The sequence below is a fragment of the Bradyrhizobium sp. HKCCYLRH2060 genome (assembly GCF_051168135.1).
Lineage (GTDB): Bacteria > Pseudomonadota > Alphaproteobacteria > Rhizobiales > Xanthobacteraceae > Bradyrhizobium.
In genome coordinates this window covers 85,327-106,496 of the sequence record NZ_JBNPUK010000020.1, presented here as the reverse complement: position 1 = coordinate 106,496, position 21,170 = coordinate 85,327, and the positions used below count along the sequence as shown (strand labels likewise).

At 63.8% G+C, this 21,170-nt stretch carries 2 protein-coding genes; both read right to left on the bottom strand.

The genetic code is table 11. The features are described from left to right. Window positions 1-649 precede the first annotated feature (649 nt). On the bottom strand, window positions 650-8,779 hold the full coding sequence (locus ACQR10_RS29185; protein WP_316216383.1) for a hypothetical protein: 8,130 nt from the start codon (window positions 8,777-8,779) through the stop codon (window positions 650-652). A gap of 3 nt (window positions 8,780-8,782) precedes the next feature. After that, entirely contained in the window at window positions 8,783-21,169 is a 12,387-nt protein-coding gene (locus tag ACQR10_RS29180) for a hypothetical protein (RefSeq protein WP_316216382.1), read from the bottom strand. Between the last annotated feature and the right edge of the window lies 1 nt (window position 21,170).

The window sequence follows — 21,170 nt, the reverse complement described above, 5'->3', positions numbered from 1 at the left end:
CCGTACAGTACCAGTGCGGGTTTTGTGTGAAGCCAATCTTGCAGCCGTAGCAAAACGCGTCGCCGTTTCGGGTGACTGGTATATTCCAATCAATGTTAGCTAATCGAAGGACCTCAGAACCGCTATCCATACATCGGAATTGACCATATGCGGAGTCGTCGACACGTCCTTGGGTAGTGTTCAGCGGCGAGTTTTCTGGATCTATATCGTACCATTTCTTATCGGCGTCCGAAAACCGGATGGTATTCATAACCGAGCCGTCCGGATTGCGAAGTTCAATTGTCAATACGGTCATGCAATCTTCCTCCTGCCATGCAGCCAAAAAATGGCCCTGCCGCTACGTCTCACACCAACTGATCAGCTTTGGTATGAAGCCTTATCAGTCTGTCGACTGACGCCGTTGCGCATCCTTATGAGTCCGTCGACGAACGGATCCTCACTACATATGAGAGCCAGCCGGGGCGTCGATCTCGACTGTCGCGGGCAACTGCCGGTCGATGACATTGAGCCGCTTTCGATTCCAATGTCATTGTACTTGCGATGACGTCGTCAATGCTTGCCAAGATGACCCCACAAAGTGGTGTATGGTATGCCCCGTATCAAATCTTAAAATTTGCCGGGCCAGAATAATAGGACTCGCTTGGAACGCTCAATTCTCATACTTTTGAAAGTCCTCTCGCCGTCCTGGCAGCTGACCGCCCCCGGTACGGTCGACCTTCACCAGATACGAGAATTCCTTGCCGGCCTCGGGCGCATCGTTGGTCGCCAAGGGCCACAGGAAAATTCCGCGACGCCTGACGTGACCGGCGTAAAGATCACCAAGCAGATCCGGGAAGTCGATCGCCTGGGGAAGCGGTGCGGTCGCGAACAACCCGGCACCCACTGCGGTCTTCAAACTATGCAGTGTCGCAAGTCCGTAGGTCGAAGCCGGCGGCGGCAGCACCGGTTCGGCGATGATTCCGACATTGAGCGTCAATATCTGGGTTGCGTCGGAGTCGTTACTCACCGTGATCTGCAGGCGATCTCCGGCGACGAATTGCACCGGCACGTCGGCCGCCGGTGTTTTCGGATCGAATGGTTCTCGCAACGATGAAAGAGCGACCGCGTAGGGCTGGCGTGCCATGATGCCATACTTCGGCTTGGCGGGCGACGGATCCACGGGTCGCGTCGCCGCGATCTGGAGTTGCCGCGCGGGACTGCCGTCACGTGGCACGATCTGCAGGGTCAGGGACCAGCCGTTCGCCGGTATTGGATCCTCCGGTGGCTTGTCGATCCCCTTCGGCCGTTTCCAGAAGGCGAGATAGATTTTCGCGGACGGATCGTATTCGGCGCGATCGACCGCGAGCCAATGCGGTACGTCTGCGATCGCGTATTGGTTGCTGGAGGTGGGGCTACCGAGCTCGCGGTCATAGGCGGGATCGCCGAACGCGATCGTAAATGTCCGCACCGGAAGCCAGCGCTGCCGGCTCGGAATGTGCGGCAGGTTGAATACCAGAACGTGCGGCGGCCCCGGACGGAGATCGGTGACTGCTGCGGGGTCGAGAGGAATACTGCCGGTCGGCTGCGGCGTTGGATCGTGATCGCGGGGGTTCATTGGCGTAGCTCCGCGGATCGTCAAGCGTACCGGCGTATCCGCCGAAGCGCTGTTCAAGGCTTGCGCGACTGCCGTTCGAACCGCAGCCCCTTGCGCTCCTTCCACCGAAAGCACGACCGGTAGTCGCTTCGGGTCGGTTACCGGCTTGTGATCCCCGTCGAAACCCCATGTCAACGTCGTGAAGACGACCAGCACATCGCCCACGGCAAGCTCACACCGCGGAGCTTCTGTGACGCCGCCGGCCGATGGAAGCAGACCGATCCGCGTCAGCGCGACTGCCGCGGAAGGAGTGGCATTCGGCACCGTCACCATCAGTCGGATATTGCCGTCCCAGTCCGCGGCAAGTCGGCCGCCATCGGGGGATTGCACCGCGATCGTCACGGCGTGCGGGCTGTTGACGTCGCCGGTGTGATCGAAGCGGACGACTTGCGCCGGTCCGAGCACGACCTTGAACGTCCTGAGATTATTGTCGTGGTCGATTTCATCGGCCGCGACATAGGTCTTGCGCCGGATAGCCAGGTCGGAAGTCTCGGGCAGCGCCGACGATCGGGGCGCGCGCACCTGGTGAACTGTGAGCGGTGCACGCCAGGCGGGACGGCCGAAGCGGTTGAACTCTGGATCGAACGGCACCATCGAGGAAGTCAGGAGCAAGCCCTCGAACTGGGTGAGCAACACACCGGGCCGTTGCCCCGTCACGGTGGCTTCGATCGACCCCGGAAGCATCGGCGCGAGGCCCGGCCGGTCGGCGGCCTCGTTCATGTCCGATGGCACCGGATTGCGCACCTGTCGGAACGCTCCCGCCATGGCATCGACCGTGGGCGCGCGGGCGCGCGGTGGCGCAAGTACCGAAAGCCGGTCAGGCGCCGAGCGCAAATTCCTGGCGGCAACCCGCCGCAGCGAAACGCGCTGTCCGGCAGCGATAAAGGCACTGCTGCGAACTTCGGCGGCCTCCTCGGGCCGATACTCGCCCTCGATGGTCCTGTCCCGGATCGCTTCTACACCCCCCTCGGTGGTCTTCTCCTTGAATGTCTCGGTCGGGGGAACGGCGCTACGATCCCAGGCAATCGCCGGCCAGGCCGCCGATCGGACGCGCCCTGCCCAGGCCTCCTCGTTGCGACGAACCTCCTCCTCGCCGAGGTCGGCGTGAGCCAGGGCAAGTTCAGCGGCCCGCGGTGCTGATGGCCAACCGAGCGCCGGCGATGCATAGATCGTATCGAACATCTTGCGCAGCGTGTGCGCCCTGCGGACCGCGAGCGCGGGCTGCGCGCCCTTGGTCACTAGCCAGGACACGTGCGGCAGCCCCGTCGTGACGGCCTGCGACGATTGGCCGGTGTCGTGAATCGTCAAATAGCTGCTGTCCACGCTCGCAAGGATGATCACACGCGGACTGGCACTCAATCCAAGCGCCCGAATCTCGGCGTCGGCGCGCTGCTTGCCGTCCAGAACGACGGTGTTGTCGGAAGGATCGACTAGCGTTTGAGCCGTCGAGGATGGCAGCTCCGCGGTATGGATCGCCATGTCGTCAGCGACGATCATGGAGACGGCCGGCGCCGGCGTCTCGTCCGGCTTCTGCCCGGGCTCCCATGCGGTGACCGAAAACCTGACTTCCTTCGCCAGACGTAGCCCGGTGCCGTCGACAGGCGCGTCATCACGCGCGGTAACGCAACTGATCCTCGATGCAAACGGCGCGCCCGGCGCGCTTGCCAGTGCGCCAAAGGCCTTCGCAACCGCACTTAGGGCCAGCAGCGTGCGCGGAAACAATGGACGGCTGAGAAGAGCTACGCCGGCGTCCGTCGGCTGCAAGATAGCCTGATCGACGGCGACCATCGTGCGGGCCCGACCGCCTCCCACGATCGCCGACATCCGGGCTTCGATCAATCTCTGCGTACCGTCCTGGGCGGCAAACGAAGTGACCACTGAGCCGTCCAGCGGGCGCACAGCGCCTGCCGCGGCATCGTACAGCGCGATGTCGTAGGTGCGGACCTTGTCATCGGTTTGCGGACAACTGGACAAGACGCCGAGCGCAACCTTGCCGTCGGCATCGTTCTTCAGCGGCGCCCACGGCAATATCCATTGCAGCACCAGGGGAACGCCGAGATCCGGCTTGGCGGCCGACGTGATCACTTCGGTCACCGCGGCGCCGGTCAGGACCAGAGACGGCTTTGGCGTGGATGCCTTCAAGGCCTGCATGACATATTCGACCGGGAAGCCGGCGTCGGCGAGCGCGCGGCGGGCGACCCCGGCAATCCGGATGTCCGGGTCGGAGGCGTTGTCCTTGTATCTTGCGAGAAACGCATAGCGGTCGCGGTCGGGATCGGGAGCAAGCTTTGCGCTCTCGACCAGCCGGATCATGTCGAACAATGCGAGTTCGTCGATCGACGTCCACTTGAACTCGGCCGTGCCCGGCTGACCCGGCCACCTCCCGGACGAAGGTCGCAGGACGTGATCCACCACGGCTCGGAAAAGCCACGGGCTATTGAGAATGACGGTACCGGCGGCGTCGACCGAGAGCAAATCCGTCGGCAGTTCGTGGGCGCAGATCCGCGGCGTAACATGGTGCGACAATACGAGCGCCGGATGCGCCGGATCATCGGTACCGTTGACCTGCAGTCTGGCCTTCCAGTCCTCGGGAACGCCAGCATCCGGGTTGAAGCGAATATCGGCGGGATCGGAAAATGGACGCGTCGCGGGATCCGAGCCCGCCGGAATCGCAATGGCGACCCGCCCGACCGGCCACGATACCGAACTGGTATTGAGCTGCGGCGCGGCGAATGCCGCATCGATCAGGAGGCGTGAGCGCCAGCTCGGCGTCTTGTCCTCATTGAGAGCACTCCGGTGGCGATGGCGTATCGCGGTGATCCGCTGCGGCAAGTCCGCCCCGCCTTTTGCGTCGAAGGCGAATTCCGCGAACACCGAGCCGAGACCGGGCTCGAGCCAATTCGGCCATTTTGCTCCGTCGGCGGCATATTTCTTCTTGAAGACGACCGAGACGGCCCCGCGCACCTCGCCGTCCGGGAGCAGCAATCCGCGGAACAGGGCCGGATCGTCCGCCAGACCGACCTCCGTTTGCAACTGCATCGTAATCACGCCGAGATCGTGATCGACGACTTCGGCCGCACCGGCATTCGCGAAGGATAGCCCCAGCCAGTGGACTTTGCCGTCCTTGTCGAAAGTACGCTTGACGGCGACAGGGCTGTCGGTCTCATCGCGCAGCGGAATGCCGAGCTCGCCTTCGCTCAGATACCATTGCGGGCATGCCGGCGTGCCATCGGGGTTGCGCGACCAGATCAGCTGCATCTTCCTCAGATTGAGCAATCCGTTCTGCCCGGAGGGCGCCGTGAACGTTGCCTGCAACCCATCCGCCGTGAAATGCGCATCCGTGGTGTCGAGGCTGCAATCCTGCCCGAAGAGGCGCACGCGCACGTTCGCGGCCGCGATGTCCGGCGCGTTGCCGCTGACGCCGGGCTTGAACTCAAAAGTGAGTTGAGCCTGCGAGGTCGGAAATGTGCCGTGGCCGGAGGGCCCGTGATTCACGGTCATATCCGAAACCAGCGAAACCGGCTTCTTCGATGAGACGAAGGGATCAGACATCGCCGTCGAATTGGACGAATCCTTCAGTTCGACCCGTTCCATGGCCTTCAGCCTGAGGCTGCCGGCCGGCACGTTCGGATCCGTGTCGGTTTCGAACGACATCTTCACGAGATTGCCGGTGGCGTAGACGGCTTCCGCGGCAAACGGCGCCACGTCCAGGCCGTCCGACGGTGGCGACCGGTACTGCACCGAGACCAGGATCGCGAGATCCTGCAAGTGGCCATCCGCGGCAAACCCGATGTCAAGCAGCCGCAGCGGAAGGGCGGCCAACGGACCGGCGAGATCGAATTCGAACCGGCCGCGCGGCGGCTTTGGTTTCGGTATCGTGGCGCCCGGCTCCGGCGGACCGAAAAAGCTCCACTCGTAAAGAGTCCTGGCCAGCCGGTTGCGATTGATCGCCGTGGGGTCCGGTCCAAATCCGGTTTCCAGACCGCCCGACTGATCGAAGATCAGCGTGCTGACATTCGGCGTTTTCTTGTCCGGGTTCTGCTGGAGCGGCAAATCGCGGAACCAGAAACTGCATACACGGCTGCCGATCTTCACCTGCGCAGGTTGCCGCAGCGTCGCAAGGATGAGGCTCTGGTCGTCCGGCGCAGCACGGAGCAAGGCTGCCCTGCTCGTCAGCTCGGGCTGGCCGATCAGGTCCGGCGCTTTCGCAAGCGACAGGCCGCGTGCGTCCTGAAGATGCGCGACCGCCGGCGCGGCAGGATCGGCTGACGGAAACGACGACGCAGCAAAGCCGTTGACCCTGATCGCGCCTGGCGGCGACGTGGCCGGTACCAGTTTCAGTTCATCGCCGCTGATCTCGAAGCTCGTCGTGCCGGGCAGACCACCCAATGCGTCGGGACCGAACTGCCATGCATCACCCGCTCCCAGGCAATAGGAGCCAAGATTGACATCCGTAGATGCGACGTTGTTCGGCATCATCGGCAACGCGCTGAAGGAAAACGTCGCCGGTTTCCAGACATAGGGTTCGGCGATGCCGCGAACCACAGTACCGGTCACGCCCGGCAACGGATGCCAGAGGTCGACGACGGACTTGCCGGCGCCGACGGTTCTTTCAAGCAGCACGACCCGGTCGGCCTCGGTGCGCGCACGCGCAAGGCGCCGCGCATTTTCGGACCACACCGCGGACAGCGCTGCCATATCGAGCGCGGTCGGCAGGTCGCTGCCTTTGGACGCCGTTACTGGTTGCGGTGTGGCCGGCGGTGTTGCCTCCGGCGCCTTGGCGTTGGCGAACAGCTCGTCAAGGATCGGCAGATCGAACCGAAGCGAGACGCGCATCTGATTGTCGGCTGTCGGCAGATTGGCGTCCGTGGCCGCGGTGAACTCGATACCTGGGAGCGTCAACGACGCCAGTGCCACGCCGGCGGCCTCCAGCGGAGACGATCGATAGGAATCGCGGCCCTCGCCCGTCGTCTTTGGCCACGGCCAACGCCAACGGCCGTCACCATGGGCCGTTGCCGGCGACGGCAATTTCGCCACGTCGACACGCGGCAACCGCTTCGTGCCGTCAGGAGTAACAAAGGTCAGCACCAACGGCGTGGCCGCAGTGCCGACGACTTCAGACGGAACGAATTCGCGTGTCGCCGAGGGACGCAAGGCGCTCTCGGCAGTCCGCGTCATCGAGATCGACGAGACCAGCGCAAGCGTCGGATGCGGCTGCCAGAGCAGCACGGGGTTGGTGGCCGATCCGAGCAGCGGCAGCGGGAAGCGGATCGTGCCGGGTCCGCTTTCGACGAACGCGTCGACCGTTACCGGCCAGCTGCCCGGTCCGCTCACGCCGAAAGAAATGGGAACGCTGGCGAGCGCCGCCGGACCGGCATCCAGAGGCGGCAGCACCTCGGTCGGCGACGGGCTCGCCTCCCCTGACCACAATGCGCCGTCGAGCGTTCCGGCGGCGCCGTTCAGGACCGCAACGATCGTGCGCGGTGCGGCGATATCCGGCTTGCCCCAGGTCACCGTGACCAGGATGTTCTGCGCGGCCACGATTTCAATTCCCGGCGACATCGGGTCGTCGGTGGGCGCGTCAATGTTACCGGTTCCTATCGCAAGACGCAGATATCCGCGAAAGGCCGAATCCGCGGCGACCAGCGAGATCGGATCGCTCGACAGCGGGGGCAACGGCATCTGAACCCAGCCCCGCTCCAGCGCGATGAAGACATAGGGAGGACGGTCATCGGGTGCGATCGCTCCCGACTGCGCCCAGACATTTTGCAGCCGCGCCACCAGCGGCGCACTTTCGACGATTCCCGAGAAGGTCGATACCTCGACCTTGTCGGGATTGATCGCCGTCTCCGTACTCCATGTCAGGGTCACATCGGGAGAGGCCGGATCCGTCGTGCCCGGCGTCCAGTCCCTGGCCTGCGACTGGATGGTAAGGACGAATCCAGCGGAAGGACGGCGTGCCGACAACATGGTCTTGTGGCGGGAGAGCTCGGCAACACCGGGTTCGCCGCCGCCGAAATCCTGGCGCGTCAGCAGACGCGCGGTCACCGAGTTCTCCAGCAACCGGACCGCGGGGACGAGGTTCGCTGTCGGAATGCCTTGCGGGTTCTCGCAGGTCCAGACCGGCGACCCGGCATTGCTGCCAACGACCAGCGGCCACGCCAATGGCGGAATGTCGCCGGTATCCGCCTGGAGCAGCAGGCAGCCCTGCTGCGCCAGATTGCGCGTCAATGATGCGAGTTTGGTGTTGAGATAGGTGAACGGCGCCACCGCATCCGGCGCGGACGAGACATGCTGCCCGATCAATTCCAGTTGCAGACTGGAGAGTCCGTCACCGTTGTCGAAGACCACGAGGCGAAACCGCAGCGACAGTGCTTTTGTGACGTCGATCTGATCAGTCGTGCTGGCGCCGAAGGGATCAGGGACCAGCGCATCGAACTCGACGCCTTCCGGCGTGAGATCGAAGGCGATGGCGTCCGAAACCGCGCCGTGACCTGGGACTGGTGTTTTCGTCTTGCGGCGGGCGACAAACAATCCGCCAAAGATCTTGACGTAATTGCCCGGGAGAGCCCAGTCGATCGCCAGCAATCTCGTCAACGCATAGCGCTTTTCGGCGGGATCGCCGGCTTTCGGCTCGGCATCTCGCGCACAGCCAACATGGATGTGCCCGCGGGTGGCAGCCAACCGTGGCGCCCCGAGTTCGAACACGCCGTTCGTCATGGTGAAGCCGTCGGCCGTCGGCGGCCAGCCCGACTTCGGCGCGACCCGCAACTCGGCGTATCGCGGCGCGGGGACCGCTGCCACAGTCGCGTGCACGTCGGCCAGCGGGAACGGCGTGAACTGGGCTTTGCCGATCTTGACGAAGGGCGCGCTCGATGGATTGTTGCGGAAGTCTACCGTCGTTGCCGCGGTTGCGAGCAGCATCGGTTCCTGGAAGAAGACGTCCTTCTTTCCATGAATATGCACCTGCCGCGTCGAAGCACGTTGCAGCACGACCCGGATCGAGTCACTGCGCAGCATTGGATCGTTGGCCGGCGCGCCGGTCTGGTAACCAAGGTCCAGCGACGCTTGCCAGAGCGGATCGTTGCTGCCGACACCCGGGCCGTCGACTAGCAGCCTGCGAAATGCGGTCATCGGATCGGCCATCGGTCAGACCTTCCTTGCAATCTGGTCTTGCTGTGGTGCGGACGTGCCGCGATAGGCCTTCACGCGCGGCAACCGGCCGACGCCGAATATCTGATCTGTCATGGCCCGGTCGAAGAAGCGCTTGAGCGCGTCCCTGTCGGCAAGTCCTGCCACGCCGTCGATCGCACTCATGATCCTGGACCGATCCGCGTCTTCGGGCGGTTGTCGCAACAGCAGCGACCACGGCTTCTTGCTGCCGGAGGCGGCCGGATCAAGCGCGTCAAGCGCTGATCGAACTCCGGCCTTGGCGAACACGCCGTACGGCAGGTGGAGTTCGACATTTTCGGCGGTACTATCCTCGAGCGCGCCGAGGTCCTGGATCGCAACCGCAGTGAAGTCTTCCGCTTCGATGGCCTTCAATAGCGCCTGGACTCTTGCAGCAAGCCCCGGATCCACCTTGACCGCGATCGGGATCGACATCACCACGTCGGCGCATCCAGGCAACTGCAACGCTTCTCCCAACTTCCCAGCGTCGTCGGCAAGCGCACCGGCCGGCAGCGAAACCGTCAGGGAGGGGTAATCCATGAAGCGGCTGTCGATCTCCTTGCCGGTTGCGAGAACGCGGCGCATTTCGGCGATGATGGGGTTGGCGACCCCTGCCGCGAACTCCGCTGCGCTGTAATTGGCAGCGGTGACCGGGACGACTGCGCGTATCGCTGCTCGCTGGTCGACGCCTGCGGCCGGCGCAGTTGGCCACAGCCATTGCAGGGAGGTCTGCTTGAACACAACGTCAGGCGATGGACTGGTCAAGCGCGGCAGGCCTGCAATGAATGCGTCCGTGCTGAACATCTTGATCGATGGCGGAGCGGCCGGATTCGCATTGATCCACTGATCGAGGAAGTCCGTGATCCCCTTTGCGCCGATGCTCATCGCGATGTACGGCGCGTAGAGCGCGCGCCATGCCGTCACCCCGGTTTTGAACGCCGGCCAACCCGCGGGGGCGGCAGGCGGCACCACGGTGAATTGAACCGTCGTCGTCGGTGCAATGCTGGAAAAGGCGACGAATTCCGTCGGCCTGATCTCGAACAGTTGCAAGGCGTCGCTCGCGGGGCCGGACGGGTGCTCCGCAGCCTTGATCGAGGGAGCAAAGTCCGTGGACAACGCGGCGCCCTCAAAAGCGAGCACCTTCGGATACAGGTTCCAGGTTGCCGTATTTGCCATCCGCTGCAAATGCGGAGCCACAGCACCTTTCGGGTCGAACAGCGGACCGACCAGATTCATCCCGAAGGAGGATGGTGGGCTGCCCGGCGTCGCGGCACGTTGCTGTCCCATGATGTCGAGTTCCGCCGACGCCGACGACATGCCGGCATCATCGGCGGCGACGACTGCGATTTCATATCGAACCACGGGGTCGGGCAGCATGAATACGTCCGGAATGGCACGCCCCCGGAGCCATGCCTTTCGCGAGTCCTGCGGCATTGAATCGAACAGCCGAACCAACGGAAGCTCAATCGTGACCCAGAGGCCAAGAGGAAGCGGAGTCTTCTGTCGGCTCACCGACCAGGTCGGCGCCGGTGTCGGTACTTCGATATCGTCGGCGCCTCCCTTCTGCCAAGGCAGAGCGAGCTCGTAATGCCCCTCCTCGATCGTCGCGACGACGGGATCCGACACCACGACGCCGGCCGAAGCGAACGCCGCGACATGGGTACGGAAGAAAAATGGAAGCGCCTCCGTACGCAACGCGAGCGCGCCGCGCCAACCGTCTGGATAGCGTCCGGCGCTGCCCTTGTCGTCGCGTGCGAGACCGCCAAAGGCGTCGGCGCTCTCGATGAGTTTAGGAACCGCCGGCCGGTTATTCCAGTCGCCGAAGCCCTGGGTGGTCGAGATGCCTGGCTGAATATCGTTCGCCCAGGTCTGCATCGGAAACTCGCGCCAGAACCCGAACGAAACCGTCTCGAACGACAACGCACCTTCAACGGTCACGTTGGCTTCGGAGAGAATCTCTTCCGCATGCCGGGCGAACAGGAACTCGAGGGCCTTGCGCGATGGAGCTCGTGCCTGGCCTGCAGCGGGCGCCGGCGGCAATATCTCGATGCGCTTCGCATCCACCAGAACCGGAGGGGCCAGCGGCTCGGTCCGGGGGATCACGACGTCGAAGAACCGGCGGCTCCAGTTGTCCTCGAACGTTCGCTGCAAATCCGGATCGTTGGCGATCGGATCGCTCCAGGCGCCTCCGAGCCGTGGCGGCGCCGGAATCGCATTGGGATCGCTGGCGTGCAACAGCGCATCGACGAAGCCGTCATAGCGGCCGAACGGCTTGATCGCGTAGCGCTTGAGACGGCGCTTTCGATCGTCGTGCAAGAACGTTACCTGCATCGTGCCGTCGGCGGCCACACCGACCCGCCACGGATCCGGCCGTGTGACCTCGGCGATCGCAAATAGCGGAGCGTCGGACAGGTTCGGCGGTGTCGGCGGCCCGTGGTCGAAGAAGCGCCGCGTCCAATCCGGGATACGCGCCACCAAGGTCGGCTCGTCCGCCGCGCCCGGCCAGCCTTCCGGCAGGCGCTTGCGCGTATAGCTCTTGAGACTTGCAATGGCCTCGTGCAACGAGGGATGGCCATTCGCCCCGGTCAGCGCCTTGAACCGTGGCGCGGTCAGATCGGGAAAGCGGCCGAACGCGCTGGCGTGGGTCGAGGTGAAATCGACCGGGCGGTTGATCTGCTTGACCTGTGCATTGGCAGCCCACGGCACCGATCCGTCGGGACCAAACAGCGTCGCTGCATCGCCCGAGCTCACGATAACCCGCGCGATCGCGACGGTGACGGGATCGCCGGCGCCCGGGCCCCTGGCCGTGATCTCGAGCGTCGTCTGCTCGCCCGTACCGTCGAGCATCGCGTCACGCAAATCCTTGAGCGTCGGGTCGAAGCTCTTCGCAGCAAGGGTAACGATCGGAGGTTTCGCCAATCCGGTGGTGAGATCGATGACCTCGGCGACCGCGATCAGGTGCGAGGCGCCCGTGAGCTTGTCGAGATCGAGCGTGACCTTCGCGCCGGGTTTTGCCTGGATCGCGAAATACGCCGCTACCTTGTCGATCGACTTCAGCGTCCAGCCTTCCGTTTCCGTGCCGGCATCGGCCCAGGTTTGGGCAAACCGGTCGACGGTCGGACGCAACGATATCTGCGCCAGCGACAGCGCCGGGCCAGCGAGCAGTGCGGCCGCCTCGTTCGCACCGACGCCGCTGATGCCGCCGTCGAACGAGGCTAGCGACAGCGTGCCGCCGGCGTGGGTTATGACGTCGACAAAGGGAGAGCCGATGTCGTCGTGGCGGTATCGGGGCAAGATTTCCGTGAACGCTGCCTGCAGTTGCTTCAAGGTGTCTGCCGGCGTCATGTAGTCGCGCTTCTCGGTGTCGTACAGCTTGATGCCGGCAGCGAGGCCGAGCGTGCGCAGGATGCTCCAGCCATAGGGATCGCGCTGCACCGGCGTCTCGTCGAACCAGCCCAGGACGTCCTTGGCGTTGACCTTCGGAAGCTGTTCCAGCACCGGCTCGTAGCGGCGGTATTTCGGCCGCTTTAGCGCCGTCACGCTGATCTTGAACGGCGCTGGAACGGGATGAGCCGGGTTCTGTGCAACGCCGAGATCGACGACCAGGTTCGCGGCGATGGGGGCGTCGTTCGGCTTCAATGCCGCAAGCTGGCCGCCGTCGAGCTTCACCGCCAGCCGCCCCGCAGCGGCGGCGATCTGCGCGGCGATCTCGTCATGAGTTGCGACGCCCCCCTTCTTGTCGACCCTTTCAATCGCGAAGCTGGCCGTCGAGAAATCAAAGTCCGCGCCAAGCTGGAATCCGAGCACGGGTTGGGCCGATGCGGTCCAGCCGTTGATCGAAAACGCGACCGACGTTCCGAAGACGGTGCCGGCATCGGCAAGCCACGCCGCCAGCCGCTTTGCCTCGGAGGATTCGAGCACCACCGATGGGTATTGTTCTGCGCCCGCGGGCGCTTCCGCATATCTGGCGAAGTCGATGACGTCGGCGAGCAGAGGATGAAGCGGCGGATCGAGATCGATGCCCCACTGCGCGCTGGCCAACACGATGTCGGGCGCGCCCGCGGTGCCGGACGGCTTCAGCGCGCTGAGCGTGATGGTCGCCTTGCGGAATTGATCCGGATTCTCGGCAAACGCCGCCTGCACATCGACGGTGCGGGAATCCCATTCCAGGCTCTGCAGAAACTCGCGCAATGCGCCCGCGGTCCATTTTCCTCCGCTCGGCGCCTTCAGGCCGGATCCAAGCACTTCGTCATAGCCTGCTTCCCCGAACCGATCCCTTCGACGCAGAACCATGCCGCTGAGCTTGTCGGTAATCTTCAGTTGTACGCAGATCGTTTCGGGCCGGCCGCTCGACAGCATTTCGGTCAGGATTGGCTCGTCGACATTGATCGACAGCGAACGGCGCAGGGTGCGCTTCGGCCAGACCAGGAACGACTCGGCCGGCGAATACCAGCCGCTTTGCCGTCCGCCGCTCGGCGCGATCAGCCGCAGCGTCTCGCTCGGATAGTGCGCCTCGAGCTTGGCGAAATCGACGATTTCCGCCGGATCGAGTTGCGCCAGGGACGCGGGGAGCGCCTGAACCCGCGCCACTGGCTTGGCCGGCGGGTCGCAGGTCAGGAACAGGATGACCTTTTTGCCGTCGACGAACGGAATGGCGCCGCCGCCGTGCTTGACCAGCAGCTTGCGATAGCCGCGGGCGCGAACGTAGACCTTCAGATCCAGGGTCAGCGCCTTGGTCGGATCGTCCGCCGCAATCAGCCGTATCTGGGCGTTTGCACCCACGCCGGACGCGTTCAGCGCGTCCAGTTCGAGCATCTGGTCGCCGCCGACATAGATGGCGCCGACGGTCTCGTCCTCCGGATCGACCTTGTCGTTGTAGCGCAACGCGTTGCCGGGATTGGCGTCCACGACCGACTTGCTGAACGGATACTGCAGCGCCAATGCCGTCGGCGCACTGGTCGCACCCTCCGCCTCGCCGGCGGCGTCGAGTTCGAAAATATCGTAGCCGCCGAAATACGACGCATTTCGTCTCGCGCTGCGGTCAGCCAATTCCGGCTCGATTGCTGCCGGTCGCGCATTCCACTGCACGCGCGTACCGACCCTGCGCGCGGCGTCTCGCAAACGCTGCAGGGTGTCTTTGGCCGCGGGGTCGAGAAGCTGTCTCAGAGTGGCCGGCGCGAGCGTCGCGTCAGCTTTCACCGCCGGGTGCAGCACGACGATACGGCCAGCGTCGCCGTCGATGTCTTCCGACAACAATGGCGCTGCATCGATCCTTACCGGATGTTCGAACACTTCGACCGGCGAAGCTACGGCAGGCAGCTTGTCTTTCGAACCGATGATATCGATCAGGATCGAACTGTCCATCGGACACCACGGCGGCTCATCCTCACCCGCCGCTTGTACCGGGTCTGTCGAGTGTGCTGGCTGAATGGCAAAGCGAACGCCGATCGGGCCGTTGTCGAGCCGGTCTTGAGGAGGCCTGTCGGCACCGATCACTCGCAGGAATCGCTGCATGTCATCGATCGAGTAGCCGACTTGGGGCGCCCGGTTCACCAGCATCGGGTCGTCGAAATTGGGTTGCTGGAGCGGCGTTGGCTTTCCGCCCGGCGGCGTGATCGTGCCTTTGGTCAGCATGATGACGAAATCGTCGGGATCGCCAGGCCGGCGAATAGCGAAATCGCCAGCCGACGGTCGCGCCTTTGCGTCGCTGACGGCGTCGGATCCATAGAGCCCGGTCGGAACCGTCTGCTCGACACGCACGCGCAAGAGGTAACGACGGTTATCCCTGAGAACGTCGCGCTTCGCGAGATCGTCGGAGCCGTCATCGATCCCGAGCGTGAATGTCGGCTTGAAGGACGGCGACGTGACATCGACCATGACCGCGTCCGCCGAATTGGCGCGGTATTCGAAATGCAGGACCGCGCGTTTGACGCCCTTTCGCGGCTGCTTGACGGGCCGGGTCTGCAGAACCAGCGGCGTCGGAGCGCCGTCGGTCCCGGCGGTATCGACCGGCACCACGGTATAGCGAAGTACATAGGGCGGACCGGCGATCGAGTTGAGCGAGGCCGGCACTGTCGGCGCCGTGTCGGCCACGATTGTCGGCGGAAGGATCGCCCGCCGCATCGCGTCGGGGAGATCGGAAAGGTCGTCGACGAACTGGGCGTTGGGCCGCAGGAAACGCCACACGAAGTTTCCGCTGACGGGATCGCGCACCAACCGCATCGGCGCGGCAGCCTTGGTCGTGGTGCGCATCGGCTTCGACAGGCTGGTCAAGCCGTCCAGCTTGGTGACGATCCGCTCGATGCGATAGTGCTTCAGGTCGAATTCGGGATCGAACCAGACGCCCCTCGAAACGCCGAACGGCGGCTCGAGATCCCAGTCGAGCCGAATGCCGTTGGGCGTCGCTTCAACCACCGGCTCCGCCAGCCGCGGCCCGCGCTCGCGGAACATCCGCTCCGGCGAATTGAACAGATGGACGTTGCCCGGAAGCCTCGGGATCGAGGTGACCGCGGCCGCGATATCGAACCTTCCGGGGCGCGGCGGGCCGTTTGGCGAACCCGGCTCGAACAAGTCGTCGAGTTCAGTCTTCTTCACGACGAAGGCCGCGCCGAGCGTGCGAATGTCGAAACCCGTCGCGGCGGGGGCCGCCTGCCAGGAATTATGGCCCCCTGCCGCAAGTTTCGCCGCGGACTCGCACAGCGATGCGATCGCCGCTGAACGCCGCTCCTCAATGTCGTTGGCGGCGCGAAGCTCGAGACCAAGCGCCATTTGATCGCGGCCGGCATCGGTCAGGACCTGAGCGGCGGCTTCGCGCGCGCTCGGAAGCCGTTCCGGATCGGCCTTGATGTGCGTGTCCAGCGGCTCGGCAAGGTCGGCGAGACCGGGGACCTTCGGCGGCGGCGAGGTCGTGCTCGGCTTCCGGATGAAGCACTGGGACAGGAACGTGCCGAGGTCCATCGTATTCGCCCCCGAGACGGCAACCGTCCAATCCGTATTGTACTTCACCATGTCGCCGAGGGCGACGGGCTGCACACCCGACGTCGGATCGAGCCTGTTGAACTTGAACGTCGCCGGCAGGGCGCCGCCGGCACGCGCCACCAGGCTGAACGCCGCCGGATTCTTGTCGACCGACGAATCGAGTTGAAGCGGCGGCGGGTAGAAGCTGCTGAAAGCCTCGCCATCCCTGTCCTGCGGCAGTTCCCTGCTCGTCAGCCCGGTCTCGGTGTGATCGCGCGGGACGAAGATCATCACGAATTCTTCTTCCGCACCCGGCTGATTGCCGGCCACCGGGAACAGCATGGCCCAATACGCGGTCGGCTGCAGCGGGCGCCCTTCTGGAACCGGCAGCGGCTTTCCGGGCACCGTCGGGGTCGGCGGATCATTGGCGTTGAGCGCGTCATGCTTGTCGAGCCCCGTGTCGACGGCCTGATCGGCGCTGCCTGCGCGCGGTCCGCGCGGCAGTTCGGGAGCCGGCGGCGCAATCGCCTGTTCGGCATCCGGCATCGAAGACGTGAGCCCGAGCTGCATGAAGCGCTCGACGCGCGCGCGTGCCTCGTCAAGCCGCCCCGGATTGACGGCGAAGGCGACGCCCAGCCGGATATGACGGCCGAAGGCGCCGACGGCGACCGACGCCGAACCGCGGGCCGAAATGCTGTTCGGCGTGGCCGCGGCCTCCAGCGCGATCGAGATCGTCAACGAGACCGAGAATCCGACTTCGAGATGGATGTCGGTGAAGCCGACGCTGAATTCGAGCCAGATGCGAACCTGCAGCCCGATCGAAACGTCGAACGAGATCGAGCCGTAGAACAGCGTGTCGCTGAATCGCTTCACCGAAATATAGGCAAGGAATTTCGCATCGATCGAGAAATCGGCGCGTGCGAACGCCGAAGCGCCGAACGACCGGCCACCGATCTGGCCGCCGAACTGCGCATAGCCCTTGGCGCGGAAGGCGATGCCCCACAGCATCGCGCCGTCCTCGATGCGGTTGATCATGCCGCCCGAACAGACGATCTGGAAGCTGCCGCCGCCCAGCTTCTCCTCGAACGTGAAGCCCAGCTCGTACGGCCAGCCGAACTCCTGGTGAAACAGACCGGGCCGGATGTAGGTCGTCGCCGACCATCGAATGCCCTTCATCGCCTTGACCAGCGGCGCCGGCAGCTGCGGATGCTTGCCGTCGACATCGCCGGTCCCGTCGGCGATCAGCCGTCCGAGGAACTCCTTGCGCGGTACCGAAAGATAGACGTAGCCCCGCAGCGTCGGATTGTTGCGCCAGAAATCATTGGCGCTGGAATCGTGCCAGTCGGCGTAGTTGCGCGCGATCCAGACCCGCGCGTTCAGGAAGAACGTGAAGTCGCTGCGCAGCGCGACGACGATGTCGAACAGGATCGGGTTCGGAAGCTCCTTCTCGCCATCGGCGTTGTATTCGGTCTCCTCTGACGCGCTCTCGATCGTGATCAGGCCGCGCAAGGCCAGCGTCACGCGGTTGCCTTCCGCTTCCGGCTCCCACGATTTGATCGATGCCAGATTGCCCTGGTATTTCGAGATGTCGTCGAGAACCTTGATCAGATCCTTGACGCTGGTCACCTTGTCCGCGCGGTTGAACGCGGCGATCGTAAAGCGGTAGCCGAAGCCGAAACCGACTTCGCGCAAATAGATCGGTCCGATCGGGGTCGGGATTTCGATCGAAAGATCGTCGGCCTCGGCGTACAGGAAGAAGGCGCGCCGCAGGTCGCCGCCGTCCTTTCGGAGCTCGAGGAAGCCCATGGCCGCGGCCATGGCTCCCCAGCCCTTGATCGAAAGCTTGCCGGAGGCGAGGAATCCATTGACGGTAACGTCCGTCGGCAATGCGCCGGGCGCATAGAGGCTCGGCAGCGAACCGTCCACCGCGATTGCAGTGCCTTCGATCGACGCCGCTCCGCCGAACCGGATGCCGAGCGTAAGTCCGTCGAAGCGGATCTGCGGCAAGGACTGTCCCTGCTTCGGCGGCGCGATCCACAACTCGTGAAAATCGAATCTCGGGCTGACGATGTCGCCGGATTCGACGAAGTTGACCTGGCCGGAAATCGACAATGCGGGCTTGCCTCCGAACGCGGGCGAGGACGGGTGAAAGCCGATGCCGCGCAGCTCGAAGCTGAACAGGTTGAAAAAGTTGACCTGCTTCGGCGGGACCACCGCGACCTGGAAGCTGATGGCGCGCAGCAGCATCGAGGAATCGCGCGCAAGCGGCGCCTTGTCGAGCACGATGGTGACGCTGCCAAGATACTTCAGAAGACCGTCGGTGAACTCGCCCTCACCCGGGCGGAACTCGGCGGTTCCGGTCAAAGTGAAATAGAACTGATAACCGCCGCCCTCGCGCGCAAAGTTCTGGAATTCGAAACCGAGCGCAGAAATGGTCAGAACGAAACGGGTCGCATGACAGACGATCGGATCGCCGGCCTTGTCGAGCTTGGCTTCCGCACTCTGCACGATCAGCGAACCATCGCTCCCGCGTCCCATCGAGATCGAGATCGTCGCGTTGGCTTCGCCGACTAGTTCGGGCGGCAACTGGCCCGATCCCTTGATCGAGAAGGCCTGAATCTGTCCGTGTTTGATCGACAGGCCGCCACTGTCGAACCTGAACGGCATATCGACGCCCGCGAGCTGTACCGGCGTATCGCGATCGACCTTGGCATCGAGATCGAGCCCGCTGCGTGAGATATCGAGCTCTTCGACATGAAACACGATACCCCGGCCACCACTCGCAACCTTGCCGTAGGCGAGATCCAGCCGCGCTTCGGGCGCCAGCGACAGGCGCGCGTCGCCGCTCGAAAAATCCAGTTTGAAAAACGGGACCTTGCCGGCGGGCCAATTGCCGCCAGCCTTGGGAACGATGTTGCCCGTCAGCCCGAGCAGGCTGAAGTCCGTATGGCTTGAATCGCCGAGGATCGCGATCTTGTCGGCCCCCGACAGCTTTACGCTGAAAACCTTGAGGTCGATGTTGACGTGCAGGTCGAAGTCGACGTTCGCATCGTTGATCTTGAGCGAGACCTTGACCGGGAGGTCGCATTTGCCATCAGCCGACGGCTTGACGCTGCTTGGCGCCGAAACCTTGATGTACTGCCCGATCGAGTTCAGGACACCCAACGCCCCGGAATCGGTGCTTTGCGAGGACTGCAGGAACGGCAGCAGCCTGTCCGTCTGCGCTGACACGGTGGCATCGACGTTCTGCCAGTTCAGCGCACCCTTGTAGGTGATGTCGCCTGAAATGGTTGCCACTGTCAGGTTCGGCGGCAAACCAGTTCCCGGCGTCAGCGTGATCGGCGTCGCGCTCACCTGCGCGTCGCAGGCCTGCATGAAATGCACCGCTCCATCGACCAGCCGGACGAGTGCGATCGCATTGACGTTCGTGAACTTAATGTCGGCCTGGATCAGCCGCTTGGCATCTCTTTTACCCTTGAGATCGGTATCGCGAACGGCCTCCATTCCGGAGTCGTGTCCCAACCACAGGTCCGTCCCGATCGTAGCCGACGGCCCCGCGCCTGGCGCAGCGGGCGGCGGCGCTATCAGCAGCGCAACCGAAGGCGGTCCATCAAGATCGATGACGACGAGTGGCTGCCAGACAAACGGCACTTTGATATCGAGGCTGAGACCAAGCCCTTCCCCGGAAAAGCTATCGGTAGTGGGTGTGCTGCCCCATGCCGGCGTGATGATGATCTGCCGCAACGCGTAGGTTCGCGCGTCAAGCCGCACTTCGATCATCAAGTGCGGCGGCGCTATCCCGGGCCCGGTGCCGATCTTTTTGATCGCGTCGCGCAGCATGTGGACAAGTCTGGCGAGAACCTCGCCGACCGCCTCGGCGACGCCGAGCAGCGGATTGCGTATCGAGCCGCCCTGCTGCGTAAGCCAGCGCACCGCCGCGGCCACCATGTCGGCAATGCGATCCAGCACCTTGCCGAGGTCGGAGAGGTCTGGAAAGCTGCCGTCCGGCATGCGGATTCCGGAAGCGAACCGCAGCAATTGCTTGGCGAGATCCTCCGCCTTCTGCGCCGCTACCGTGATCAGCCTGACGGGATACGGCTCGATGATTTCGAGCGTCGTCAATTGTCCCGACGTCCTGCCGCTGGCTTCGACAGTTTGCGTGTAGACCGCGTGCAATGCAATGAAAAGCGCAGGATCGTTCTTGGCGCGAATGACGATCCGCTTGAGCTCGAGCGTCGCGGTAATGCCGAGGGCAGTAGCCTGCACCTGCGACAAATTGATTGTGGGCGCCTGAATGGTGAGCGTCGACGCCGGGAGTTCGATCTTGAACGGCAGCAGCTCCGGCTGATCGATTACGGTGGCCGGAAGATTGGGAGATACTGCATGCGGCGTGACGATGCCCGCGACAGCGAGATTACCGCCGATCGTCAGCGCGAACGAAAAGCCGTTGATGTCAGCGATCGCCGGTGGCGGCCTGCTGCCATCGTCGTAGATCAGCTTGCCATCGCAGGGCGCTGCGGTGCCGATGGAAAGCCGCCTCTGGGCATCGACATTGAATTTCAGACTCAGCTTGGATTTTCCGGTCGCCGGATCCGTCCAGTCGAGCCGCACCGGCGACCTCGGAATCGGCAGATCGAACCGCAGCAGTTTTGCCAATCCGCTGAGATCGAGCGACGGCCAATCCAATTGTGGCCATTTGATCTTCGGCCAATGCAGATCCAGTGCAGGGAAATTCGGCAACGGAGGCATCGATATCGACGGCAGCATCTTGATAGCGTCGTCGACGTTTTCGCGCGACACCGTGAACTCGAAACGGATTTCCGCATTCGCCGAGCCGGCGACCGTCGATATCTGACCGCTTCCCCCAAGCGCCGCCGTCAGGAACGGGGCGTCGATCGGCCCGGAATCGAGCGCGACGAGATCGAGGTGGATGCGGGCCTCGATAGCCGCAACAGCAGAAAACGGCAGCGTGCTAACGCCAAGGAAAGCACTGCCACCCACAGCAAGGTCTACCGGCTTAGACAGCTGGGCGATCAGTTCGCCGCGCGCGGTCTCGATCAGAACGGCCGCAGCAAACTTCCCATCATCCCTCAGCTTCTTGATCTCGGCCTGGATCTCACCCCAGCTCTTGAGTTTCCCGTTGGCGACGAAATAGGATTCGCGCGTACCTCCGTCGGCGATGTACGTCGGAATCTTGACCGCATCCTGGAGCCTGATCTTGCCGGTGGCCGCCTGCGCCCTGATCGAGATTTCCTCGATGGTGAACGGGTCGTTGGGGGCAAGGCCCTCGACGGTCAGGTCACCCTGGCTTCGTGAAAATAGAATAATACTCGCCGCCATCCACGCCCCCGCGTCGGCTTTGAGTTGGCGAAATATGCCAACAATTTTCAGTTGTATGTTTTTATACAAT